23 protein-coding genes are annotated in these 26,038 nt (G+C 34.3%); 19 read left to right on the top strand and 4 right to left on the bottom strand.

The genetic code is table 11. The annotated features are described in order from the left end of the window. The first annotated feature begins 1 nt into the window (after nt 1). Both AC0GLY_RS04880 and AC0GLY_RS04875 read left to right on the top strand, forming a co-directional pair. Nucleotides 2-451 carry a LytTR family DNA-binding domain-containing protein gene (locus AC0GLY_RS04880; RefSeq protein ID WP_496611072.1) on the top strand — a complete coding sequence of 150 codons (450 nt, stop codon included), beginning with the start codon at nt 2-4 and terminating at the stop codon, nt 449-451. Next, nucleotides 451-858 carry a DUF3021 family protein gene (locus AC0GLY_RS04875; RefSeq protein ID WP_496611071.1) on the top strand — a complete coding sequence of 136 codons (408 nt, stop codon included), beginning with the start codon at nt 451-453 and terminating at the stop codon, nt 856-858. Before AC0GLY_RS04880 ends, AC0GLY_RS04875 begins: the two co-directional genes overlap by 1 nt. 68 nt (nt 859-926) lie before the next feature. Here the strand turns inward: AC0GLY_RS04875 and AC0GLY_RS04870 are convergent, their stop codons facing one another. After that, nucleotides 927-1,517: a type 1 glutamine amidotransferase family protein gene (locus AC0GLY_RS04870; RefSeq protein ID WP_496611070.1), complete on the bottom strand. Its 591-nt coding sequence runs from the start codon at nt 1,515-1,517 to the stop codon at nt 927-929. Between the two features lie 158 nt (nt 1,518-1,675). On the opposite strand from AC0GLY_RS04870, the gene AC0GLY_RS04865 reads away from it, so the two are divergent. From AC0GLY_RS04865 to groL, 4 genes are all read left to right on the top strand, one after another. Next, nucleotides 1,676-3,121, top strand: coding sequence for a catalase (locus AC0GLY_RS04865; RefSeq protein ID WP_496611069.1), 1,446 nt, complete (start codon nt 1,676-1,678; stop codon nt 3,119-3,121). Between the two features lie 86 nt (nt 3,122-3,207). Continuing rightward, the gene (locus AC0GLY_RS04860) at nt 3,208-4,995 is read left to right on the top strand and encodes an oleate hydratase (protein ID WP_496611068.1); all 1,788 of its coding nucleotides are present in this window, start codon (nt 3,208-3,210) and stop codon (nt 4,993-4,995) included. Between the two features lie 176 nt (nt 4,996-5,171). Further along, nucleotides 5,172-5,456, top strand: coding sequence for a co-chaperone GroES (gene groES / locus AC0GLY_RS04855; RefSeq protein ID WP_496611067.1), 285 nt, complete (start codon nt 5,172-5,174; stop codon nt 5,454-5,456). Between the two features lie 33 nt (nt 5,457-5,489). Continuing rightward, nucleotides 5,490-7,112: a chaperonin GroEL gene (gene groL, locus AC0GLY_RS04850; protein ID WP_496611065.1), complete on the top strand. Its 1,623-nt coding sequence runs from the start codon at nt 5,490-5,492 to the stop codon at nt 7,110-7,112. Nucleotides 7,113-7,193: 81 nt separating this feature from the next. On the opposite strand, the gene AC0GLY_RS04845 is transcribed toward groL, so the two are convergent. Further along, entirely contained in the window at nt 7,194-8,540 is a 1,347-nt protein-coding gene (locus AC0GLY_RS04845) for a dihydrolipoyl dehydrogenase family protein (protein ID WP_496611064.1), read from the bottom strand. A gap of 480 nt (nt 8,541-9,020) precedes the next feature. Here AC0GLY_RS04845 and AC0GLY_RS04840 point away from each other — a divergent pair, with 480 nt between their 5' ends. The 6 genes from AC0GLY_RS04840 (at nt 9,021) to AC0GLY_RS04815 (ending at nt 15,704) form a co-directional block, all read left to right on the top strand. Next, nucleotides 9,021-10,622 carry an LPXTG cell wall anchor domain-containing protein gene (locus AC0GLY_RS04840; protein ID WP_496611062.1) on the top strand — a complete coding sequence of 534 codons (1,602 nt, stop codon included), beginning with the start codon at nt 9,021-9,023 and terminating at the stop codon, nt 10,620-10,622. A gap of 73 nt (nt 10,623-10,695) precedes the next feature. Then, complete coding sequence (locus tag AC0GLY_RS04835) at nt 10,696-11,724, top strand: zinc ribbon domain-containing protein (RefSeq protein ID WP_496611061.1); 1,029 nt, start codon at nt 10,696-10,698, stop codon at nt 11,722-11,724. A gap of 19 nt (nt 11,725-11,743) precedes the next feature. Beyond that, nucleotides 11,744-12,382 (top strand): hypothetical protein, encoded by a 639-nt coding sequence (locus AC0GLY_RS04830; protein WP_496611060.1) that lies wholly within the window; start codon nt 11,744-11,746, stop codon nt 12,380-12,382. A gap of 16 nt (nt 12,383-12,398) precedes the next feature. Continuing rightward, on the top strand, nt 12,399-12,932 hold the full coding sequence (locus AC0GLY_RS04825; protein WP_496611058.1) for a hypothetical protein: 534 nt from the start codon (nt 12,399-12,401) through the stop codon (nt 12,930-12,932). 2 nt (nt 12,933-12,934) lie between these two features. Next, nucleotides 12,935-13,672, top strand: a complete 738-nt coding sequence (locus tag AC0GLY_RS04820) for a hypothetical protein (protein ID WP_496611057.1) — start codon at nt 12,935-12,937, stop codon at nt 13,670-13,672. 193 nt (nt 13,673-13,865) lie between these two features. Then, on the top strand, nt 13,866-15,704 hold the full coding sequence (locus AC0GLY_RS04815) for an APC family permease (RefSeq protein WP_496611056.1): 1,839 nt from the start codon (nt 13,866-13,868) through the stop codon (nt 15,702-15,704). 44 nt (nt 15,705-15,748) lie between these two features. On the opposite strand, the gene AC0GLY_RS04810 is transcribed toward AC0GLY_RS04815, so the two are convergent. After that, entirely contained in the window at nt 15,749-17,500 is a 1,752-nt protein-coding gene (locus AC0GLY_RS04810; protein WP_496611055.1) for an ABC transporter ATP-binding protein, read from the bottom strand. Nucleotides 17,501-17,504: 4 nt separating this feature from the next. Then, entirely contained in the window at nt 17,505-18,158 is a 654-nt protein-coding gene (locus AC0GLY_RS04805; protein WP_496611054.1) for a YigZ family protein, read from the bottom strand. Nucleotides 18,159-18,199: 41 nt separating this feature from the next. Between AC0GLY_RS04805 and AC0GLY_RS04800 the strand changes: the two genes are divergently transcribed. The 7 genes from AC0GLY_RS04800 (at nt 18,200) to AC0GLY_RS04770 (ending at nt 26,012) form a co-directional block, all read left to right on the top strand. After that, entirely contained in the window at nt 18,200-19,510 is a 1,311-nt protein-coding gene (locus AC0GLY_RS04800) for an ATP-dependent helicase ComFA (RefSeq protein ID WP_496611053.1), read from the top strand. Nucleotides 19,511-19,610: 100 nt separating this feature from the next. Then, nucleotides 19,611-20,177: a ComF family protein gene (locus AC0GLY_RS04795; RefSeq protein WP_496611052.1), complete on the top strand. Its 567-nt coding sequence runs from the start codon at nt 19,611-19,613 to the stop codon at nt 20,175-20,177. A gap of 86 nt (nt 20,178-20,263) precedes the next feature. Beyond that, the gene (gene hpf, locus AC0GLY_RS04790) at nt 20,264-20,797 is read left to right on the top strand and encodes a ribosome hibernation-promoting factor, HPF/YfiA family (protein WP_496611051.1); all 534 of its coding nucleotides are present in this window, start codon (nt 20,264-20,266) and stop codon (nt 20,795-20,797) included. A gap of 123 nt (nt 20,798-20,920) precedes the next feature. Then, nucleotides 20,921-23,287, top strand: coding sequence for a preprotein translocase subunit SecA (gene secA, locus AC0GLY_RS04785; RefSeq protein ID WP_496611050.1), 2,367 nt, complete (start codon nt 20,921-20,923; stop codon nt 23,285-23,287). 47 nt (nt 23,288-23,334) lie between these two features. Continuing rightward, nucleotides 23,335-24,445 (top strand): peptide chain release factor 2 gene (prfB, locus tag AC0GLY_RS04780; protein ID WP_496611049.1). Its coding sequence is split into 2 segments (ribosomal slippage): nt 23,335-23,406 and nt 23,408-24,445, totalling 1,110 coding nucleotides; the frame shifts between segments, so codons are not numbered across the junction. Between the two features lie 15 nt (nt 24,446-24,460). Beyond that, a complete protein-coding gene (locus AC0GLY_RS04775; RefSeq protein ID WP_496611048.1) occupies nt 24,461-25,615 on the top strand; it encodes a PDZ domain-containing protein in 1,155 nt (384 codons plus the stop codon). Nucleotides 25,616-25,667: 52 nt separating this feature from the next. Continuing rightward, nucleotides 25,668-26,012 carry a phage holin family protein gene (locus AC0GLY_RS04770; protein WP_496611047.1) on the top strand — a complete coding sequence of 115 codons (345 nt, stop codon included), beginning with the start codon at nt 25,668-25,670 and terminating at the stop codon, nt 26,010-26,012. Nucleotides 26,013-26,038: the final 26 nt, after the last annotated feature.

Here is a 26,038-nt window from a genome sequence, read left to right as displayed (position 1 = left end):
AGTGGAAATTAAATTTATTCAAGATCAAAACTTAATTAATCATGAAATTCAAGTTGATGTTAAAAGTAATGAGTTAAGTAAAGAAGTTATTGATTTATTAGCTACACTTGAAAAACTTAATTCTAGTTCTGATTTATTTCCAATTAAGGTCGAAGATAAAATCAGATTAGTCAATCAAAAAGAGATTGTGGCAGTGGAAGTTAATGATTCAACTTTAACTTTTCATATGCAGTCTGATGAAATAAAAACCAAGGGGAATTTGAAAAATATACTTATGAATTTGAACCATAATTTTATTAAAATATCCAAATTTTCTTTAATCAATATTAAACAACTATCATCGTTGGAGGCCTCTTTTTCTGGAAATATGACTGCTTTTATGAAAAACGGGTTGAAAATTACTGTAAGTCGGAGATATTTAAGTGATTTAAGGGAAAGGATTGGACTTTAATGAAAAAAAATTTAATTCTATCGATAAAAAGTGGTATTAGCGGAACATTAATTGGTTCATTTTGTTATTTAATAGTAAGAATGATTCAATCTAGTCCGTTTACGAATAATCGCTTTAGTATTATTACAATCTTAATAGCATCATTTTTAACAGGAATCATTTCGCAAATAATTGGAAATGAAAAGATATCAGTTAAATTAACTTATATAATTCATTTTTTTATGACATCAGTTATTTTTTTAATAGCTTTTCTTATTAATGGATGGATTACTAACTGGTACTCCTTAATAGTTTTAATTATTGATTTTTTTGTTATTTATGTTTTAGTTTGGATTGGAATCATTATTTGGAATAAAATTAGTGCAATGGAAATTAATAAGCAATTGAATAAAATTAATCGAAAATAATTTGATATTTTATAAAAGGGCCAGTACGGATAACTTAATCCATACTGGCCTTCTTGCTGTAAACATAGTTACATGTAGGGATTACCATATTTTTTACAATATTCATAAAATCCTAATTTATACAATTCTATAAGTTTGTGAACATTTTCTGGACTGTCAAAGTTAATAGATTTTAAAACTAATTCTGTAAAATCTAATGTGGCAGTTCCGTTTGCCGTTATTAAGTTTCGGTCCTTTACTGCTTGAAAATCATAAAAGTCTTTACCGTTAGTATAATTTTTATAGTTAACCCAAAGAAATTGAGTATTTCCAGTATGTTTATAATTTGTTAAAAGCCCATTTTTGGCTAAAAAATCAACTGCACCACAAATTGCACCTACAATGACGTTATTAGATAATGTATTTTTGATAATTTCTATTAATTTTTCATTTTCTAAATTCCATGAATTACCACCAATTAAAATCAATAAATCAAAATTATATTTAATATCTTCAAGAGTTTTGTCTACAATTGTCGTAAAACCACCAATAGATTTAACTTTTTTATTAATCGATGCAGTTTGGACTGACCATTTACTAGTTTGATTTAGTTGGCTAGAAAGATAAGCACCTTCCCAATCAGCGTAATTATCTAAAATAATGAATAATGCCTTTTTCATAATCAATCTCCTTTTTTAATTAGCTGTATTTATCATAACAGTATTTTTTATTTATTATTGATTTAGTTAAGCTATTATATTGACATACAGGACAAATAGTTATGTAATTGAGATGTAAATTGTGCACAATTAAATTTAGCAGGAAAGAGTGAATAATAATGGAAAAAAAATTAACAACTAAAGCAGGGCAACCATGGGCAAATAACGAACACTCCCAAACGGCGGGAGTACGTGGACCCGTTTTGTTACAAGATTATCAACTTATAGAAAAACTGGCACATTTCAACCGTGAAAGAATTCCGGAAAGAGTTGTACATGCCAAAGGAGCAGGAGCAAAAGGGGTCTTTAAACTCACTCATGATATGAGCAAATACACCAAAGCCGATTTATTTAATGGGGTAGGTAAGGAAACCCCAATGGCTATCCGTTTTTCACAAGTAGCTGGTGAAGCAGGTTATCCTGATACAATTCGTGATGTGCGGGGGTATGCACTCAAGTTCTATACTAAAGATGGCAATTATGACATTGTTGGTAATAATACTCCCGTGTTCTTTATTAATGATCCCTTGAAGTTTCCTGATTTCATTCATTCACAAAAACGAGATCCACAGACACATTTGCGTGATAATGAAATGCAATGGGATTTTTGGGCACATTCACCAGAATCGGTTCATCAAGTTACTTACTTAATGGGAGATCGTGGAAATCCTGCTAGTTATCGAAATATGAACGGATATGGTAGTCACACATATAAATGGGTCAACAAAGCTGGTGAAGTAGTTTGGGTTAAATATCATTTTATTAGTCAACAAGGAGTTAAAAATATGACTAATGAAGTAGCAGCTAAGGCCGCATCTGAAGATACTGACTACTTACTTCATGATTTGTATGATGCAATTGCTAAAAAAGATTATCCAACTTGGAAAGTTTGTGTGCAAATTATTCCTTATCAAGCTGGACTTGATTATCATGATGATATTTTTGACGTTACCAAAGTTGTTTCTCACCATGACTATCCACTCCAAGAGGTAGGAGAATTTACTTTGAACGAAAATCCAACTAATTATTTTGATGAAGTGGAAGAAATTGCCTTTTCTCCTGCTAATTTAGTTCCGGGAATCGAAGCTTCCCCAGATAAATTATTACAAGGAAGATTATTTGGTTATAAGGACGCTCAACGCTATCGTTTAGGGGCTAACTTTGAACAATTAGAAGTTAATCGTCCTAAAAACGAAGTTAATACTTATGAACGCGACGGAGCCATGGCTGATCATCAAGGCAATGGTGTCAATTATGAACCAAATAGTAAAGGCGGACCAGTTGAAGACCCTAGTGCAGCTGTGAGTCCCGATCAACTTCACGGAGAAACTGGAACTTTTAAGCCTTATGATCAGAATTTTTATACTCAAGCTGGAGATTTGTACCGCTTGTTCAGTAAAGAAGAACAAGATCGTTTAATTGAAACAATTAAAAAAGGGCTTGGTTCAATCAACAATCATGAAATCCAAGTTTTAGAAACGAAACAATTTTATCAAGCTGATCCAGATTATGGAATTAGAGTTGCTAAGGCAATTGGATTAGATTTGGATGAAATCAAAAACTAGTATTTTTTTAATTGACGTTTCCCCAATGATGTTTTAAAATTACCATGTGAAATTGTAAACAAACTTTTTGAAAGAGGCAATTAGCAATGGTTAAATATGCAACTGGAAACTATTATAATTTAGTACGTCCCAAAAAAACTAACGGAGTTGAAAGTCGTCATGCTTATATTGTTGGTGCAGGGTTAGCTGGGTTAGCATCTGCAGTAATCTTAATTCGAGATGGCTATATGCCCGGTGAAAACATTACAATCTTTGAAGAAAAAGCTCAAGCAAGTGGGGCTTTAGAGGCTTTTCAAGATATTAATGGTGGCTATGTTTCTCCTGGTGGTCGTGAAATGGAAGACCATTATGAATGTTTATGGAATTTATATAGTTCAATTCCTTCATTAAATGAAGCAGGAGAGAGCTGCCTAGATGAATATTATTATCTAGATAAGGAAGATCCCAATAAATCTAATTGTCGGTTAATTCATAATCGTGGAAAACAAGTTGAAAATGACAATGAGTATACGCTGGATTATAAGGCATTAAAAGAAATGATTAATTTAGTTATGACTCCCGAAAACAAATTAAATGGTAAAACAATTGATGATGTTTTTGACGATAGCTTTTTCAATTCTAACTTTTGGACTGATTGGCAAACCATGTTTGCATTTGAAAAATGGCAGTCGGCAGCCGAAATGCGTCGGTATCTAATGCGATTTATTCATCATGTAGATGGGTTGACTGATTTTACTGCTTTGAAATTTAATCGTTATGATGATTATCAATCAATGAGTGAGCCATTAGTAGCTTATTTAAAAGATCATCACGTTAATTTTGCATATCAAACGCAAGTAGAAAACGTGGAAGTTAAACATAATGGCAATCAAATTGCTGCAGAAAAAATTGATCTTGTACAAAATGGTAAAAAACAAGTAATTACTGTAGACTCACGTGATTTAGTCTTTGTTACTAACGGTTCGATTACAGAATCAACGACTTATGGTTCTCATGATGAGGCTCCAATTCCAAATGAATCACTAGGTGGGAGCTGGACGCTATGGGAAAAACTGGCTGCTCAAGATAGTCGCTTTGGTCATCCGGATGTTTTTTGTAAAACTATTCCGGAAAAAGCATGGAAAACCAGTGCTACCTTAACTTTGAAGAATAAAGATATTGCTCCTTACATTGAAAAACTAACTAGGCGTCCCTTATTTAACTACAATAAATGTGAAACTGGTGGCATTATTACCATTACCGATTCAAATTGGGGAATGAGTTTTACGATTCATCGTCAACCGGCTTATAAGGGTCAACTGGATAATGAAGTAATCTTATGGTTATATGGATTGTATTCTGATACGAAGGGGAATTATATTCAAAAGCGGATGCCGGAATGTTCTGGTAAAGAACTTACGGAAGAACTTTTATATCATTTAGGAGTTCCAAAAGATCAAATTGCTGAAATGGCAGATATTAAAAATATTCAAGCTATTCCCGATTATATGCCGTTTATTACTAGTTATTTCCAATTAAGAACTGCAGATGATCGTCCTGATGTGGTTCCAGCAGGGTCAAGTAACTTGGCCTTTATTGGGAATTTCGCTGATTCAGGGACAAGGGATGTAGTTTTCACCACCGAATATTCTGTTCGGACCGCTTTTGAATCAGTGTATGAATTATTAAAAATTGATCACACGGTTCCAGAAGTTTATCCATCTGTTTTTGATATCAGGACTTTGATGAGTGCAATGTATTATTTAAATGATAAAAAGACGCTCGAACAAATGAAACTACCAATAATTGAAAAATTAAGTAGTAGTTTTATTTTAAAGAAGGTTAAGGGTACTTGGATTGAAGAGTTGCTCAAAGAAAGCAAATTGATTCAATAAACATTAATTTAAAAAAAAGCTATGCTACTAAACATGGCTTTTTTGTTTGTTTAATAAATATTTTTAATTTAAGAGTCATTTCTTTTGTCATTTAGTGGTTAATGTATTATATTAGTAAATGAAGTTAGCACTTGTTAATGAAGAGTGCTAATAATAAAATTTTGGAGGTTTTAGATATGTTACAACCAATTGGTGATCGCGTAATTATTGAGGTGCAATCTCAAGCAGAAAAGAATATTGGTGGCATTGTTTTAGCAGAAAATGCAAAACAAAAACCAACAGAGGGTAAAGTTGTTGCAGTTGGATCTGGTCGTATCTTGGATAACGGAGAAAAAGTAGCTCCAGTTGTTGAAACTGGTGATATGGTTATGTTTGATAAGTATGCTGGAACTAAAGTTGAATATGATGAAAAGTCATATTTAGTGATGCATGAAAATGACTTACTTGCAATTATTAAATAAAACAAAATTAATTAAAAATAAGAGGTAATTAAAATGGCTAAAGAGATTAAATTTTCTGATGACGCCCGTAGCGAAATGCTTAAAGGGGTCGATAAATTAGCAGACACAGTTAAAACTACAATGGGTCCTAAGGGACGGAATGTAGTTTTGGAAGAAACAGCTGGTAACCCAACAATTACTAATGATGGGGTAACAATTGCTCGTGCAATTACGTTACCAGACCATTTCCAAAATATGGGTGCTAAATTAGTTTCTGAAGTTGCATCAAAGACTAATGATGTAGCTGGTGATGGTACTACAACTGCTACGGTTTTAACTCAAGCAATTGTTAAAGAAGGAATGAAGAACGTTACAGCAGGTGCTAATCCTGTAGGAGTTCGTCGTGGAATTGAAAAGGCAACTGAAGCTGCCGTTGCTGGACTTCACAAGATGAGTCATAAAGTTGAAAGCAAAGAAGATATTGCTCAAATTGCTTCAATTTCATCTGCTAGTGACAAAGTTGGTAAGTTAATTGCTGACGCAATGGAAAAAGTTGGTAACGATGGAGTTATCACAATTGAAGATTCAAAGGGTGTTGAAACCAGTTTAGATGTTGTTGAAGGAATGCAATTTGATCGTGGTTACATGTCACAATATATGGTAACTGATCAAGATAAGATGGAAGCAGATCTTGATAATCCATATATCTTAGTAACTGATAAAAAAATTAACAATATGCAAGACATCATGCCACTTCTTCAAGAAGTTGTACAACAAGGTCGTTCATTGTTAATGATTGCTGATGATATTGGTGGTGAAGTCCTTCCTACCCTTGTTTTAAACAAGATGAGAGGAACTTTCAATGTTGTTGCCGTTAAAGCACCTGGTTTTGGTGATCGTCGGAAAGCTCAATTACAGGACATTGCTGTCTTGACTGGTGCTACTGTAATTACTGATGACTTGGGTCTTGAATTGAAAGACACAACCCTTGAACAATTAGGTCAAGCTAATAAAATTAACGTTACAAAAGATACAACTACTATTGTAGAAGGTAAAGGCGATAAAGAAGCAATTGCTAAACGAGTTAATGAAATTAAAGCTCAAATTGCAGCTACAACTTCTGATTTTGATAAGGAAAAACTTCAAGAACGTCTTGCTAAATTAGCTGGTGGAGTAGCTGTCATCAAAGTTGGTGCTGCTACTGAAACTGAATTAAAAGAACGTAAGTACCGGATTGAAGATGCATTAAATGCTACTCGTGCTGCTGTTGAAGAAGGATTTGTTCCCGGTGGTGGGACAGCATTCATCAATATTATTGATGCGGTTAATGCTATTGAAGCTACTGGTGATGAAAAGACTGGAGTTGACATTGTTAGTCGTGCTCTTGAAGCTCCTGTAATGCAAATTGCTGCTAATGCTGGAGTTGATGGTGCCGTCGTGGTTGATCACTTGAAACAAGAAAAACCAGGAATTGGTTACAATGCTGCTGATGACAAATATGAAGATATGATTGCTGCTGGAGTTGTTGATCCAACTAAAGTTAGTCGTTCAGCTCTTCAAAATGCTGCCTCAGTATCATCATTGTTATTGACTACTGAAGCAGTAGTTGCTGACAAGCCCGACGAAGGTGCTGCTGCAGCACCTGCAATGCCACAAGGTATGCCAGGTATGATGTAAAATAACAAAGTTAAATAAATAAAAACGTATAATTAAAAAGCAACTAGTTTCTGACTAATCAGAAGCTAGTTGCTTTTTATGTTATAGATGGTGCTTTGTTTCGGATTCAATTGTTGGGAAAAGGGTAATAAAGTCATTCATTTTTTCGGGAGAAATTTGATATTCAATAAATGGAAGTGCACTAGCGATTGAGTTATCAGCTTCAGAACTGATTTCAGTCATTCCAACTAAGTATCCTTTTTTATCAAAAACTGTAATTGTTTTACCATTATTTTCGCGCATCGCAAATCTGAACCAGTCGTTTGCTAAATCAGTTTCTTTAATATCATATTCAGTAGGGTTGGCTTTAGCTTCATCAACCGTTACCCCCACTTGAGCAATTCGAGGAGAAGCGAAGACTGCACTTGGAACGGCTGGATAGTCAATTGGATCAGTAGTTATACCAGAGAAGAGTTTTGTGAGATAAGTTGATTCAAAGATTGCAGTTGGGGTTAACTTGCCAACGGTTTTATCAATGACATCTCCACTTGCGTAAATGCTAGCAACCGAAGTTTGAAGATGATCATTAACTTCGATGCCTTTTTGATTATAGTTAACGCCTACTTCATCTAAACCAATATTTTCAATGTTGGGCTTTCGGCCAGTTGCGTCTAAAATCCAGTTAGTTAAGAGATTGCCTTGGTTAGTTTTAACTACAAGGTTATTGTCTTCTGTTTCTTCAATCGATTGTGGAGTAACGTTTCTGATAATTTTAACATTTTGTTGTTTTTCAAGATTGGTAAGCAATTCTTCTACAAATGGTTGATAGAAATGACGTAACGCTTTATCGTGATGAAGTAACAAAGTAACGCTAGTTCCAGAATAAGCGGCAATGGTAGCAAATTCGATAGCAATATAACCTCCACCAATCACGGTCATTTTTTGAGGTTGTTCTTCAAGATTTAAAAATTCGGTTCCATTATGTGCTAATTCAATTCCAGGAATTTCAAGTTGATTATAATGAGCTCCAGTTGCAATCACGATTTTTTGGGCAGTATATTGAATCCCATCAACTTCGATTGTATGATCGTTAACTAATTTACCATAACCATGAATTACATCAATTCCCACACTGGCCATTGATTCTTCAATCGCACCGGGAAGGGATCCAATGACTTCTTTTTCATGTTTTACGTTTTGCTCCCAATTAATTGTAGTTGAACCCTCAAGGCCTTGACCTTGCATAGCATCAACTGCTTGTTTAATTTTTACAGGCATATCAAGTGATATTTTTGCATTACAACCACGATTAGGACAAGTTCCACCAACTTTTCCTGCCTCAATTACTCCAAGTTTTTTACCCTTCATGGCAAGGGGAATAGCACCGTTAAAAGCACCATGTCCGCTACCGAGATATAAAACGTCAAACTGATAATTATTTTTTGTCATGTTGATACTCCTTTATAAAGTATTTTTACAAATTAAATTGTATGCAATCATTATTGATGGATAGGATTAAAATGTCAATTATTATGCCTATTGATTACACCTAAACAGTAATTGGTATTTTATTAATAAGCAAGAAATTCGTTTATTATATTCGATGATTAATTATTATTAGTTTTATAAAACTACGCATGGAAATAAAAACGCTAATTTTTTGGAAAAAGCTTAAAATTGTCTGAGTTTTCTTTTTTTAATAAAAAGCCGTTAATTTAACTGTTCACGGTTTCTTTCTGTGGTTCAATATTTTTTTGCTTTTTATAGTGTTTTTTGTAAATCTTAAGCCAAGTAAAATTAGAAATAAATTTAAATTAATTTGTTTAAAAGTATTGACTTTTTTCGCGGGGGGGGGGGGGGGGTACACTAACTGAAAGAAACTAAAATTTTCTTTAGTTTTTATTAAGACGTACATAGGAGATTGAACCCATGGAAAGAAAACAACGTTACAAATTAATTAAGACAAAACACGCTTGGTTGCGAGTTGCTGCTGCAACTACTTTTATGATTGGTGGATTAGTTCTAGGCGGAAATAGTGTCTTTGCTGACACAAATGTACCGGCAGCCACGGATACAAGTACATTACAGGCTCCTGTAACTTTAGCACAGGAACAAACCGCTTCAACTGATCAAGGACAAGCTGAACAACCTCAAGCTCAAGCAACGCCTGAAGTTTCTACTGATACTGCGCAAGCACCAGCTGATCAACCAGCAACAACTCAAACAGAACAAGCACAAACACAGTCTCAATCAACACTTCAAGCAAGTACTATGATTTTGGCTAGTGATGATCCTAACGATCCAGGAAACGCTTTGCTTAATCAAGCATGGATTCAAACTGGAGTATTAACTCAAGATATGAAGGGTGTTTCAGGACACATTTATAAAGCTGGTACTAAGGTATCTCGTGCTTCCCGAGTTGAAAATGATTTTAGTGGAGAGGAAGGAAACGTATGGTATTTAAGTTGTGATGTAGAACAGTTTGTGTTCCAAGGTTATGGAACGGTATCTAATGATTACGTAAAACAAACTAGCGAATACCATGTTACTGATCTTCAAAATGGTGATGTTTGGGGAAGTCAATCAGCCGTAAATTCTGAAGACGCGTATGGTTCATTAACTCCAGTAAATGGTACACCAAGCCAATCTGTTGATAAAAGTGCTTTACAAGTTGAAATTGGACAAGCTCAAGCAATTGATTTATCGCAATATACAGATACTTCAGCACAAAATGTAAAATCAGCACTTGATACTGCTGAAAACGTAAATGATAATGCTAATGCTTCACAAACCGATATTGATAATGCTACTGATACATTAAAGACAGCTATTAATGGATTAGTTAAAAAAGTTACGCCTTCAAACCCAGTAATTCCAACTGATAATACTGGTAACAATGGAGAAGTAACACCAGCTACTCCAGTAACACCCGATGAGGGAAATCATTACAACCAGCCATCACAACCTAGTGATAGTGATGGTTCAAATACTCCAACAGACAATACAGAACATAATGGAGAAGTAAAACCTGTCATTCCTGCTAATGATGGAAAATCAAATAATAACGATTCTGATGATTCATCAAACATTGGACATAATGGAGTTGTGACGCCTGATACCCCAACAAATGATAATAACCAAGATGTTCCATCAAATGTTATTGGGAACAATGATGATGAAAAACCAACTAATCATGTGATGCCAAATGATAATAATGGCGGTGTAACACCATCAAACCCAGAAACACCAACTGATAATGTTAGTCAAGCTACAGATACTGCAAGTACTGCTGATAAGCAAATTGCAGACCAACCAGTTGGACGTCATTTTAGTGATGATACCAGTGTAGACACGACAGTGACTGATAACTATGTTCCACAACATGCTGCTCAAGCTGATAATCAAGCTAACGCTTTGCCACAAACTGGACAAAGTAATGATTCAACTTTAACAATTAGTGGAATTGTAGCGGTAATTGCTAGTTTATTATTGGGCTTAGGCAGTTTCTTTAAGTTCCGTAAAGAAAATTAGTTACAAATTGAAAAGTTAGGCACCAGTGTCTAGCTTTTTTTGTATACTTGAAAATTTAAATGAGGTGTTTTAAATGGTTGAATGTCCAAATTGTCATAAAAAAAATGAACCAGGAACAAAGTTTTGTAGCAATTGTGGTTATGAATTAAATAGTAACGATACTCAAAATGATACAAATGAATCAGAAAAATTAAAGCAAGAAATTGATCAGTTAAAATCAAAATTGAATACACAAAAAGTTGAAAAAGATAGTGTTGATATTTTTGAAAAAATTGTTCCTAATCGGCACAATTTAAGTAAAGTGCTTGCTTTTTCAGAACACAGTAGTATCACCATTTTCGCTTTTTTTGCATTCTCAGTAGTGCTTGATTCATTACGCTGGTGGTTATTATTGATTTTGATGTTAATGTTATATTTTTATCCCTTGTTATCTGGTAAAACTGGATTTCCATGGGAAGAAGGTACACACAAAGGAATAAATGATAGTAATGGTAATTCTAATTTGAATAGAAATATTAATGAAAGTATTAGACCGAAGCCATCACATATTGTAAGCAATAACAATGTGAAAGAACCAGAATTTAAAGCTAGTGAAAAGCAGCCTCAAACAAGTACAGTCGCAACTTCAAGTTTTAAGGTTAACAATGAGCTCTGGATTGGAATCATTTCATTGATTATTGGGCTTATTTTATATTCAATTGGTAATAATAATGTTCAAGATATGGGATCTCAAATTGGTTCAGTTTTTCAAAATGGTTCTTTGAATAATGGAGGTTACTTATATGTTATCGGTTTGGTGTTAGCTGAATTTGGTGGATTGGCAACTATTGGTGGTTTAGTGAAGGGATTTAGTCATAACTTTACTGGTGGCATGATTTTTAAAGCTATTGGAGTTGTTGTATTAATAATTGCTGCTGGTCTTGGAATGTATGTATATGCTAATCCGGTTGACACGGCTATGAATGTAGTTCAATCCCGTACAACTATGGATGATTTACAGAATATTTTGCAAGTTGCAAAGATGATTCCTTGGTTAGCTGGGTTTATTTATGTAATTGGAATTGCATTTAGTGCGGTAAAAAAAGTTACTAAAGAACAGTGAACGAAATGAGGGGATAACATTGCAATATCGAAAAATTGAGGAAACGCATTATGCTGAACCAGTTGCGCCAATTTATGAAAAAGATGGACTATTAATTGATTCTAATGATTCAGTATTTGAAAAAAAGGGATTTAATAAATACTTAAAAGTGGGTTACTTATCAAGTCATGCCAATTTAGTTAATAATATTGATAATCAATTTAAGGGTGTTCCATATATTGGTCTTGGCTTAGCGCTTTCTAATATCTTTTTTCCAAAACAAGGAAAAAAAGATGGCTTAGAGAAGATGATTGTTCTAATTTTTGAAGTAATTGTTTTTCTAGCAATTGCATATGGTTTTATTGTTGGTTGCATTATGAATTCAATTTGTGCAAAGTATTTAAATGATAAAATAATCAAATTTAGTAACGAACATAAAAAAGTAAGAAACTTTTTTCCAAATTATTGGTTTACGGGAAAGCTTAAGTTTTATGCGTTATATGAAATGGGACTCCCAGTATTTTTAGTGTTATTTTTATTATTTTTACCATTTGGAGATAATTATAATGCGATTGCGAATGCCATGATAATTGGAAATGGAATTTCAGGAATTTTAGGGATCTTTTCTGTTATTGTTAATTTAATTTTTAATTTAAAAGATCATGTTTCAGATATCTAAAAAGAAAGTGAATTTTATGAATACAATTAAAGAACACAAAGTAGTAGTTTCAATTATTGGAGTATTAATTGTTTTGTTGCTAGGTACAATTGGGTTTATTACATTTGAAAATCATAATGTAAAAGCAACTTCATCAACTGAAGTAAAACAAATGCTAAACGATGCAAGGGATAAAGATACCCTTTTTTATGTGTATAGTTCTGAAGATAAGGCTAATGATAAGTATAATAAAGAAATTAATCAGGGAGAAAAGCAGTGGAAAGATAACAATCCTGATGGACAAATTATTAATGCTGACTTAGCTGACGATAGTACTCGTCAAGTCTTAGAAAGTAATTCTAATATTACGTTAGATAATTTAAAAAATAAGATGCCAGTCATTAGCGTAATTCATCAGGGACAAGATGAAGCGACGATTTCAAAGAATGGTGCGGGTACAACAGATGGTAAGTTTGTATCATCAAATCTCAATAAAATGTTTGCTTATAAACTTAACGCAAATCATGAACATAATGATTTACACTCTCAATTAGTTCGGTCAAGAGGTTAAAAATGAAGAGAATTATGATTGGGTTAGCTCTGTTAATTGTTTTAGGCGGTGCAGGATATTATGCATTTGCTAGTAATTCAAAAAAATCTTCTGAAGTAAAACAAACCAGTAAGCAGGTTAATTCCAATAAAAACGAAAATAGTAATAACCATAAAGCTAAAAAAACAATTGTAAAACCAAAAGCTAAAGCTACTAATAAAAAAACTGGTAGTGAAGATTTAATTCCAAAAGAGTATCAAGGTAACTGGTACACAGGTAATAAATTATTTTGTACAATTACCTCAAATGAAATCGATGTTCCTAATTCTGAGCATCAAAAGAAAATTACGAAAGATAGTTCACCTTTGAAATTACCATCTAATAAAAATGATGATGGCTCTTATACGATTAATACCTTATCAGTTTTAACTTACGCTGGAGGAGAGCCCAATTATTATTGGCTATCAACATTGACAATTAATGGCAAAAAGGAATCTGTGATTGTTGGGGCCGGGCGTCAACAACATTATATGATTTTAACACGGCATCCAACAGATAAAGATTATAGTTTTTTTATTAACGATGTTAATGCCCCTGAACTTCCAATTGGAGTCAAAGATATGGATGATTATTATAGTCATGGGGAAAACTTGGATGATTACTCTAAAAAGATGCAAGACGAATATAATACGGATTCTGAGGCATCCCAATCTGATTCAAACAATGATTCAAATTCAGAAAATCCAGATACAAATGAGTAAAATTGGGTAGATTGGAATTTTTTGACTAGATAATTAGACATAATTGACTGGTTTTCAATCTTAATCATATTATTAACTGGTTTTTGGAAGAAAGTTTAAATTTTTCTGAGCTTTCTTTTTTTTTAATTAAGATTTGTAGTACAATTAACACCATGTTGAAATACAAATTAATTGTTAAATAGGAGTAAGTTTCATGTGGCGATATTTAAAAAGATTGATTATTGGACGTCCACTCAAGAGTACTGACGAGTCTGGACAGTCATTAACTAAATTTAAAGGACTGGCATTGTTATCATCTGATGCTTTGTCATCAGTTGCCTATGGTACTGAACAAATTACTGCAGTTTTGATTACTTTATCAACGGCTGCCTTAATGTATCAAATGTGGGCTGCTCTATTAGTCCTAGTTTTATTGGCAGCAATTACTTTGTCATATCGACAAATTATTTATGCTTACCCATCTGGTGGGGGAGCTTATGTAGTTGCGAGGACCAATTGGGGCGAAACAACTGGATTAGTGGCTGGGGGCTCGCTACTGGTTGATTATATGTTAACTGTAGCGGTTTCAACGACTTCTGGAACGGAAGCAATTACCTCAGCCATTCCTGCTTTGTATAATTATCAAGTTCCGATTGCAATTGTGATTGTAATTGCTATTATGATTTTAAATTTACGGGGTATGAAGGACTCAGCAGCTTTCTTAGTGATTCCAGTCTATCTTTTTATTTTCATGATTGTGTTCATGATTGGTTTTGGTGCTTACAATATCTTAACTGGTAAAATTACGTATCATGCATATGCACCACTTAATGCATCTGTCAAAGGAATGACTTTAGTCTTATTCTTCAAGGCATTCTCATCTGGTTCAGCTTCTTTAACCGGAGTTGAAGCGATTAGTAATGCGGTACCAAACTTTAAAAAGCCCAAACGAAAAAATGCTGCTAACACCTTAGCGTTGATGGCCATTATCTTAGCAGCCTTTTTCTCAGGGATTACGTTCTTGAGTTACTACATGGGAATTATTCCAAATGCCAAAGATACTGTCTTATCTCAAATTGGGGCAGGCGTTTTTGGTCATGGAATTTTCTACTACGCACTCCAAATGTCAACGGCTTTAATTTTAGCAGTTGCTGCTAATACAGGATTTTCTGCTTTTCCAATTTTAGCTTACAACATGGCAAAAGATAAATATCTTCCTCACGCTTATCTTGATAAGGGAGACCGTTTAGGTTATTCGAATGGAATTATTTCTTTAGCCATTGGAGCAATTGTATTAATTGTTATTTTCAATGGTAAAACGAATCTCTTGATACCACTTTATGCAGTTGGAGTTTTCGTTCCATTTACGCTATCACAGTCAGGAATGATTATTCATTGGCTAAGAGAGCGTGAAGGATTTTGGCCCGGGAAAATTTTTATTAACTTTGTTGGAGCCTTTATCTCGCTTGGACTAGTGCTCTTCTTATTTGCTCTTCATTTTAAGGATGTTTGGCCATATTTGGTAATTATGCCATTGATTTTAACAATGTTTTATCGAATTCATAGTCACTATGTCAGAGTTGCTGCTCAGCTTCGCGTGGAAAACATGTTTGAAAAACAAGAACCACGTCATTTCGTTGGTTCAACTGTGCTAGTACTAGTCGGAAATGTTACTCAAGTGACACGTGAGGCCCTTAGTTATGCTCAGTCAATTGGGGATGAAGTAGTAGCAGTTCATGTTTCAATGGATTCTAATCCAGAGCATGAGAAAAAGAACGAAGAAAAATTCAAAGCAGAATATCCTGATATTCGGTTTGTTAATATTCATACTTCGTATCGGTCGATTAATGGACCTGTAATTAGATTTTGTGATGTGGTGGCACGAAAAGATGATGCTAGAAACTATTCCACAACAGTTTTAGTTCCACAATTTGTACCAAAGCATCATTGGCAACAAGTCCTTCATAATCAAACCGGTTTGAAGTTAAGAGCTGCTTTAAACTCACGGCAGAACATTATTGTGTCAACTTTTAACTATCATTTACATGCTTAAAATAAAAAGCGCCCGTCGCATTGACGAGCGCTTTTTGTCTGCAATTATTGCTTGAATTGAATTCGAACATATTCTTGATAAACTGGTAACGTTTTGAGCAATTCTTGATGGGTACCGTGTCCAAGCACCTTTCCATGATCGATGAAATAAATATCATCAGAATCAACGATGGTGCTTAAACGGTGAGCAATTGTGAGCGTTGTGCGACCCTTCATCAATTTAGCAAGTGCTTTTTGGACCATTGCTTCTGATTCAGAATCTAAACTGGCTGTTGCTTCATCAAGCATTAAAATTTTAGGATCACGTAGGAATGCTCTGGCAATGGCTAAACGTTGACGTTGCCCACCAGAAACCTTTACACCACGTTCCCCAACTTGAGTATCAAGACCATCTGACATTTCCTTGACAAATCCATCCGCGTAGGCAAGCTTAAGAACTCGCCAAAGTTGTTCATCACTGTAATTGTCATTAAGTCCATAAGTTAAGTTATGTCTAATGGTTCCAGCCATAATGGCTGAATCTTGGGATACAAATCCAATCTGTTGGCGCCAGCTTTCTAAGCTGATTTTATTGATTTCTAGGTCACCAATGGTAATGGTTCCAGCAGTCGGTTGATAATACCGTTCAATTAGACTAAAGATAGTTGATTTTCCACTTCCAGAAGGCCCAACAAAGGCGACTGTCGAATTTGGTTTAGCCGTAAAATTAACATCTTTCAAAATTGGTAGACCTTTTTCATAAGCAAAATCAACATTTTGCATTTGAAGTGGTTTGCCAGCAACGTTGTAAGTTTGACCAGCAGTAAAATCTTCTTCTAATTCATTCATTAATTCTTGAATTCGATCTGTAGCACCATTGGCTTTTGATAAATCAGTAAAGAGCCGAGCCATCATACTAACTGGACCAATGATTTGGAAAAGGTACATCAAAAAGGCAAACATAGTTCCAATTGTCATCGTTCCAGTTGCCACACGATGAGCGCCATATGCTAAGACACCTACCATTAACGCCATCATTACCGTTCCCATTAAAGGACTAGCGATTGAATCATAGATGGCTTCTTTTAAACCAATCTTGTAGAGATTATTAACCATTTTGTTTCCGCTTTTGGCTTCATAATTCTCAGCATTAGAAGATTTAACTAATCGAATTTCATTTAAAGTTTCTTCAGCTTTACCTGAAAAGTCAGCAAGTTCATCTTGACGTTGGCGACCAACTTGACGCGTTTTCCTCATCAAGGGACGCATTACTACCATTACCAAAGGAACTGCAATGAACATGATTAAGGTCATTCGCCAGTCCATAAATAACATGATGGCTAAAGCTCCAACCAATTGAAAAATCGATGTTATTGAACTTGGAAATGACACTGATAATAGGTTTTTAATTTGATCAGAATCATTAACCAATCGCGATGTCATTGTTCCGGTTTTGACGTTATCAAAGTAGTTGACGGGAAACCGTAAAATTTTATTCCACAATGATTTTCTTAAATTAGCGACAACATTTTCACCAAAGAACCCTAAAAGGGTTCCTGATAAGGAATTGATTAGGGCACTAACGATGAATAGGATAATTACCCCAGTGATTAAAGGAGCGCTAACTCCTTTGGAAAAATTATTAACCATTGACTGCGCGACTTTAGGAACAAATAATTGAACTAGGGTTGCAATTAAACCTAGTCCTAGTCCTACCCAAAGTTGCCAGTATTTTGGTTTAGTTTGACGAATTAAGGTAATGAAACTTTTAAAGTTAAAGTTATCGCGCTCTTTTTTGGTTGCTTGTGATTTTTGCATTAGACTACTCCTTGGTTTGTTTTTCTTGATAAGGGACTTCAAAGTAAGATTCGTCACATGGTATGATTTCAACATTACCAGCTAATAAATTATTGAGATCGGTTGTGAATTTAGCAATTTGATCCGTTAAAACGGCCGTACTGATTTTAACTGTACCTCCATATTCGATATTTAAAATAGTAAAATTATGTGTTTTTAAATAATACTGCAATTTATCATTGAGTGAATAAGAAATGACTAAATCCATCTTAGTTTGTAATAATTTTTCTACAATTCCAACGGATTCAATTACTTGAGAAGCTGAATTGCTGTAAGCACGGATTAAACCCCCAGTACCTAATTTTATACCACCAAAGTAACGAGTCACAACAATTGCGGTATCGTGTAAATGATTATTTTTGAGAACTTCTAAAATAGGAACTCCGGCGGTTCCACTTGGCTCACCATTATCACTTTCTCGCTGAATATTATCATTTTTACCAATAAGATAAGCGAAACAATTGTGATTTGCTTTTTTATGCTTTTCTATAATGTTATCAATGAATAGTTTTGCTTCACTTTCATTATTAACTCGTTTGACATTAGCGATAAATTTAGATTTTTTGATGTCAATTTCATGAATACCGCTATGAGCAATCGTTAAAAATTTATTTTTCATATTATTTTCCTTAAATACGTATTTAGAATTGAGGTGATTTAATGAATAAATTAGATTTAATTGGCCGTTTAGTTCCTAAAAATGTTACTGAAATAATAGATTTAAAAGATCTCCCACTAGTAGTTCAACCAGCTATTACAATCAATCAAGTTAATATCCATTGTACTAGATGTGATAGCAATTGTGAAAAATCTGAAGCTATTTTACAGGATCAAAACTATTTTTGTTACAAGTGCTTAAACTTGGGGCGCTTAGACAGCTCGATGCAATTGATTCATTTGCCAGGAATTAATCAATTTGAAGTTATCGAACCAGTCTTGACTTGGAAAGGGCAATTGACTGACTTACAACAAAGCTGTTCAACTGAAATTGTGCAAGCTTTTCAAAAACAGGAAAATAAATTATTGTGGGCGGTGACTGGGGCTGGAAAAACTGAAATTTCTTTTGCTGGAATTGCATGGGCTTTAGCACAAGGGTTGCGAGTCTGTATTGCTTCTCCGCGAGTTGATGTTTGTGTAGAACTATTTCCCCGATACAAAGCTGCTTTTGCGAATACAAGCATGATTTTGTTGCATGGTAAAAGTGAAGAAACTTATCAGTATTGTCAACTAACGATTTGTACAACCCACCAATTGCTAAAATTTAAGCAGGCTTTTGATATCCTAATTATTGATGAGGTAGATGCTTTTCCATATGCGAATAGCCATTCTTTGCAGATGGGAGCTAAACGGTCCGTTAAACAAACAGGCTCACGATTGCTAATGACAGCGACTCCTAGCCTCAAACTCCAGAAACAATACCAAATTAGCTATTTACCATTGCGATTTCATCGGCATTTATTGCCCCAAATTAAGTTACATTTTTGTTTTAATTGGAAACGGAAAATTTATGCAGGACAAGTTTCAGCTAAGGTAGTTCGTAAAGTGCTACAAAAAATTGAAAAAAAGCAACGTTTTCTGATTTTTGTTCCACGGATTAGAGATTTACAGGTTTTTGATGAAGTTTTAACTAAAAAGTATTCAGGTAAAAAATGTTGGGAAACCGTTTATTCCGCGGATGAACAACGGATGGAAAAAGTTCAAGCAATGCGAAAAGAAAAAATTTTATTCTTAATTACTACCACAATTTTGGAACGCGGGGTAACCTTCCCAGGGATTGATGTAATTATTTTTGGAGGAGATGAACGCGTTTTTTCGGTTGCTTCATTAGTTCAAATTGCTGGTCGAGTTGGACGAAAAGCTAGTCGTCCCAATGGTGATGTTGACTGCTATATTGGGAACTATACAAAAAACATAGCTTTAGCTAGAAAACAAATTAAGGAAATGAATCAACGGGGGAAGGCCCTTGGATAAATGTTATTGGTGTGGTGGTTTTCTAAGTGCTAATTTAAAAATTAAATTTATTTTGAGTTTTCAACCTTTTGTGCCAAAGCTTTTATGTGAAAAGTGCAAAATGTTATTTAAATTACCAACTGAAGCAGGGAATTGTTGTGACTGCGGTCGATTTCAAGATAATAGTCAACGTTGTCATGATTGTGAAAAGTGGCTAATACGGCATAATCGATTAATTAATCACTCCTTTTATCCTTATCACGGAATTATAAAAGAATATTTGGAACGTTATAAGTTCAAGGGTGACTATCGATTACGTCATTTATTTCAACATCATTTTGCAAAATTAGTTCAAAAAGATGAAATAGTTATTCCCATTCCCATTACACAAAAAACAATGGAAAAACGACATTTTAACCAAGTTACAGGAATGTTAAGTGAAATTAGCTATCTTGAATGTCTAAAGGCTAAGGCAAAAACACAGAATCAATCAGATAAAGGTCGGTTGGATAGAATTAATATGGAGCAACCATTTGAAATTAATCCCCAATTAGTTTCGCAAATTAGAGGACAAAAAGTAGTTTTAGTGGATGATGTTTATACAACTGGAACAACTTTACACTATGCGGCTCAAATACTAAAAGAAAATGGGGCTCTTTCAATTCGAAGCATCACTTTAGCTCGCTGATTGATTGTTATTTTCCCCTTTATTAACTATAATAAAAAGTAGATGGTAATTTAGAACCGACTTAATTAGCCGAAAGGAGTGGTGTAATGTTATCTTATAATCTTAGAGGCGATGACGTTGAAATTACAAGCAATCTCCGGAGCTATGTAACTGAACAAATGGCAAAGTTAGATCCATATTTTGTTGATAATGTAAGTGCAGCAGCACACGTTAATTTATTTGGATTTAAGAATGGTAAAGTTAAGGCAGAAATCACGATCATTTTTCCTTTTCTTTTACTTCGTGGTGAAGCAAGTGCTGATGATTATCGCGAAAGTGTTGCGGTAGCAGTAAAACATATTCAAAGCCGAATTGAAACGTATCAAGCTCGGATTAACGAAAAATCTGTGAATCATGGTGAAAATGGCATCTTTAAAGCAACTCAAACTGATGCAAGTCAGTTTAAAATTGTGCGAAAGAAGCGCGTTCCACTTAAAAAAATGACTGCCGATGAAGCAATTTTGCGCATGGACTTATTGGGTCATGATTTCTATATTTTTAAGGATGTTGATAATGGGACCACGGACATTGTTTATCGACGTAAAGATGGAAACTACGGTTCAATAACCGCTGAAAAATAAGTTGATAATAATTATTCAAATCATTTTTTGCTTAAGTTTTAATTATGTTAATAAAATGTTAGAATGTGAGTTAACTGTTTAATTTAAAAAATAAAAAAATGTACTATTAGGAGAAAAGCATAAATGGCGACTAATGTATTAAAAAAATGGGTTGAAAGCGACAAACGTCGGGTTAAACAACTTGGAAAACTTGCTGATCGTGTAAGTGCTTATTCAAAGCAATACAGTCAGTTAACTGATGAACAATTACAAGCAAAAACTCCAGAATTTCAAAAACGATTTCAAGATGGAGAATCTTTAGATGATTTACTTCCTGAAGCATTTGCTGTAGCTCGTGAAGGGGCACACCGAGTTCTTGGATTGACTCCTTTTAAAGTGCAAATCATGGGTGGAATTGTTCTTCATGAAGGTAACATTGCAGAAATGAAAACCGGTGAAGGTAAGACTTTAACGGCTACAATGCCAGTTTATTTGAATGCTCTTTCTGGAAGAGGGGTTCATGTAGTAACGGTTAATGAATATCTTTCAGAACGTGATGCAGAACAAATGGGTCAGCTTTATAACTGGCTCGGATTAACTGTGGGCGTTAATAAAGCAGATATGAATCCTGAAGAAAAACGAGCCGCTTATAACGCCGATATTACTTATTCTACTAACAGTGAAATTGGTTTTGATTATCTTCGTGATAACATGGTGGTTTATCAAGAAGATCGGGTACAGCGTCCTTTAAATTTTGCTTTAGTTGATGAAGTAGATTCAATTTTAATTGATGAAGCACGGACACCTTTGATTATTTCAGGACAAGCTCGTGGTGCAAATGAAATGTACAAACAAGCTGATCAATTTGCAAAGACTTTAACGGCTACGACTGATTACAAAGTTGATTTAGAAACTAAAACAGTTTCTTTGACTGAAACTGGAATTCGTAAAGCAGATAAATTCTTTAATTTGAAGAATATTTATGATACTGACAATACGGCATTAACTCACCATATTGACCAGGCTTTACGGGCTAACTATGTTATGGAACTTGATAAGGATTATGTGGTTAAAGACGACGAAGTTTTAATTGTTGATTCATTTACTGGTCGAATTATGGATGGTCGTCGCTTTTCTGATGGTCTTCATCAAGCCCTTGAAGCTAAAGAAGGGGTTACAATCCAAGAAGAAAGTAAGACCATGGCCAATATTACGTACCAAAACTTGTTTAGACGTTATCAAAAACTTGCTGGGATGACCGGTACGGCCAAAACAGAACAAGAAGAATTTCGTGAAATTTACAACATGAACGCTGTTTCAATTCCTACTAATAAGCCAGTTGTTAGAATTGATGAAGCAGATGTTCTTTATCCAACGTTACAATCAAAATTTGATGCAGTAATTGATAAGATTAAGGAATTACATCACCGTGGACAACCAATTTTATTAGGAACGGTTGCGGTCGAAACTTCTGAATACCTTTCACACCGATTAGATCAAGAAAAAATCCCACATGTTGTTTTAAATGCCAAAAATCATGCTAAAGAAGCTGATATTGTGGCTAATGCTGGACAAAAAGGTGCCGTTACAATTGCAACTAATATGGCTGGACGGGGAACTGATATTAAACTTGGACCTGGGGTAATTGAAGTTGGTGGTTTAGCCGTGATTGGAACTGAACGACATGAATCACGAAGAATTGATAATCAACTTCGGGGGCGTGCAGGTCGTCAAGGTGATCCTGGTTATTCACAATTTTATCTTTCATTAGAAGATGATTTGATGCGTCGTTTTGGTTCTGATCGAATTAAAAATGTTTTAAAAACGCTTAAAGTTGAAGATGATGATGCTGTAATTCGGAGTCGAATGATTACTAAACAAGTTGAATCAGCTCAAAAACGAGTTGAAGGTAATAACTACGATTCTCGGAAAAACGTTTTGAAATATGATAACGTGATGTCTGAACAACGTGATGTAATTTACGGAGAACGGAATCGCGTAATTGAAGAAAAACAATCATTGAAATGGGTTATTATGCCAATGATTAAACGGACCATTGATCATATTGTTGATTTGCATACTCAAGGTGATCAAAAGAACTGGAATTTGTCTACTATTCTAGATTTTGCGACAAGTTCTTTAGTGAGCCCTAACGAAATTAGTTTAAATAATTTAAAAGGGAAGACCGCTGATGAAATTAAAGCTTACTTGCTTGATTTAGCCGAAAAACAATATTCAGAAAAAGAAAAAGAATTGACCGATCCAGCTCAACTTCTAGAATTTGAAAAAGTAGTTATTTTACGAGTAGTTGATTCCCACTGGACTGATCACATTGATGCAATGGATCAATTGCGTGAATCAATTGGTCTTCGTGGTTATGGTCAACTAAATCCATTAGTTGAATATCAACGTGAAGGTTCACGAATGTTTGAAGAAATGGTAGCTGACATTGATTATGGAGTTACTCGTTTGTTTATGAAGGCTGAAATTAGACAAAATATTCAAAGATAAAATATGGAGAACTGATAGTTCTCCTTTTTTTGAGTGGAGGAATAATCGTGGAATTAAGTGAACAAAAAGCAAAAGTAGCTGAAATAAAAAAAGACATTGCTGACTTTAGGGGGTCTCTTTGACTTAGATCATTTAAATGAATCAATTTCAATTAACGAAGGTAAGATGGCAGAGCCGGGCTTTTGGAATAACCAACAGCAGGCGCAAAAAGTAATTGATGAAAATAATGAATTAAAAGCCAAATATGATACTTTTAATGAGCTAGTTGCTGAATATGAGGATTTAGAAGTTACTTTGGATTTAATTGCAATGGAAGCAGATGCGGAATTAGAAAGTGAATTTAATTCAACACTCGCTAAAGTTGAAAAACATGTCCAAACTTATAAGTTAAATCTTTTATTGAATGGTAAGTATGATCGCAATAATGCTATTGTTGAAATTCATCCTGGAGCAGGTGGAACTGAAGCCGAAGACTGGGCAGATATGCTATTACGAATGTATACTAGATGGGCTGATCAAAATAATTTTAAGGTAGAAGTTGATGATTATCAGCCTGGTGAAGTGGCTGGAATTAGTAGTGTAACTTTTACGGTTAAAGGACAAAATGCTTATGGATATTTAAAAGCTGAAAAAGGGATCCATCGCTTGGTACGCTTGTCGCCTTTTGATTCAGCTGGAAGGCGGCATACCTCTTTTGCCTCAGTTAATGTTATGCCTGAGCTTGATGAAACGGTAAACATTGATATTAATCCAGATGATTTGCGGATTGACGTGTTTCGTTCTAGTGGGGCAGGTGGTCAGCACATTAATAAAACTTCTTCAGCAGTTCGGATTACTCATTTGCCAACTGGAATTGTGACCTCCAGTCAGGCCCAACGTTCTCAACTTCAAAATAGAGTGACCGCAATGAATATGTTAAAATCTAAGTTGTATGAGTTAGAAGAAGAAAAGAAAGCCGCAGAAAAAGCTAAAATTGAGGGAAAACAACTCGAGATTGGTTGGGGTTCTCAGATTCGTTCATATGTATTTCATCCCTATACAATGGTTAAAGATCATCGTACAGGACATGAAACGGCTAATGGAAAAGCAGTGATGGATGGAGACTTAAATCCGTTTATTAACGACTACTTACAGTGGAACTTGAAACAAAATAACTAGTAAAGGTGACAAATTATGCAATTAGCAGCTAACATTTTATTTTTCTTTATCATGCCAGTTTTCTGGCTTGGTTTGATTAGAACTTACTTGACTTATCGAAGACGGGTAACACGAGAACGTAAGTTATTTGATAGTGCCATTAATCCTCACCATACGGAAATCAAAACCTTTGTAATTGCGCTAATTGTTTTAGGTATCGTGGGATCGCTGTTAACTTCTTTGATTGGAATCGAAGTTAACTATTCTTGGGTATTCTTATATGAAGCATTGGCAACGATTGGGTTATTGATTCCTGGCATGATGTTTCCGTTTACTTTAATGTTAATTTCAGTAGTTGTTCTTATATTGTTAGGTGACCAATTTCTATATTTAATTCTTTCATTTAATTTTTCAAATTTTTTGCCAGAACATACTTCAATGAATATGGACTTTTTAGCTTTAGTTACTGTAATGATGGTTTTACAGTATCTTTTCTTAAAGCTCAATGTTAAATCATTTACGTCACCAATTATTCAAAAGAATGTTCGCGGAAATCAAGTAGCTTCTTATCTTTTTGATAAATTAACGGTAGTTCCCTTAGTTTTATTCGTTCCGGGAGATTTATTTACGAGTTCTAGTGCATTTTGGCCCGTTTTTAAAATTTTTGGAGTTAAACTATCAATTTTAGTAGTACCAATTTTGATTGGGTTCAATCTTAAGTTTTTTGGGCAAATGTCAGAAAAAACTTTAAAACAAATTACAAAAGCCGTTGGTTGGCTAGTTTGGTTAAGTTTAGGGTTGACGGTTGATGCCTTTCTTTGGAAAAATGCGTTATTTGATTTGATTGCGTTGTTAGCCATTGGCCTAGCTTATGGATTAGTCCTTCATCATTATAAAAAAGTTGATCAAAAGAATGTAGAAGTTGAACAATCAGTTGATGGAATTAGAGTTTTAGGGGTGAAAGCCAATACACCTGCTAGTAAGATGAACTTAAAAGTTGGTGATTTAATTCAAGAAGTTAATGGAAAAACAGTTCGAAATGAAAACCAGCTATATCAAGCATTACAAAGTAATCCTACTTATTGTCGTTTGAAAATTAAAAATCGTAATGGTCGTTTGGAATTAAAAGAAACTGCAATTTTCGCGGATGCCCCTCACGAAATTGGAATTGTTACTTTTCCGAGCAAATAGGAAAGATGCCTGAAAGGGCTCTTTTTTTATGAGATATTTAGGAGTTTTTTTTATGAAATTTTTTAGCCGAATTTTAATTAATTTTATTTTATTCTTGGCTTTTTCTGGTCTTTTTCCTAATCAATTCTTTTTAGGAAGTTGGCCGGTTGCTTTAGGAGCTTCAGTAGTTTTGACAATTTTAGAAATATTTATTAAGCCCATTTTAAGTTTATTATTCTTACCAATTAATTTATTAACGTTTGGGCTATTTAATTTTGTAATTAATGCTGGAATATTAGCATTAACCTCCTGGTTGATTGGAAGTGATTTTCAATTTTCTTCCTTTGGAGTTATTTTTGTAATTTCTTTACTGATGTCACTTTGTAACTCTGTATTTACTAGCTATTTTAGTGATTAAAAGTGCTAAAATTAAACTAGAGTAGA

The sequence above is a fragment of the Fructilactobacillus sp. YLN 2507 genome (assembly GCF_059614085.1).
Note: the sequence above shows the minus strand (reverse complement) of the source record. Positions and strands in the feature narration are given on the sequence as shown.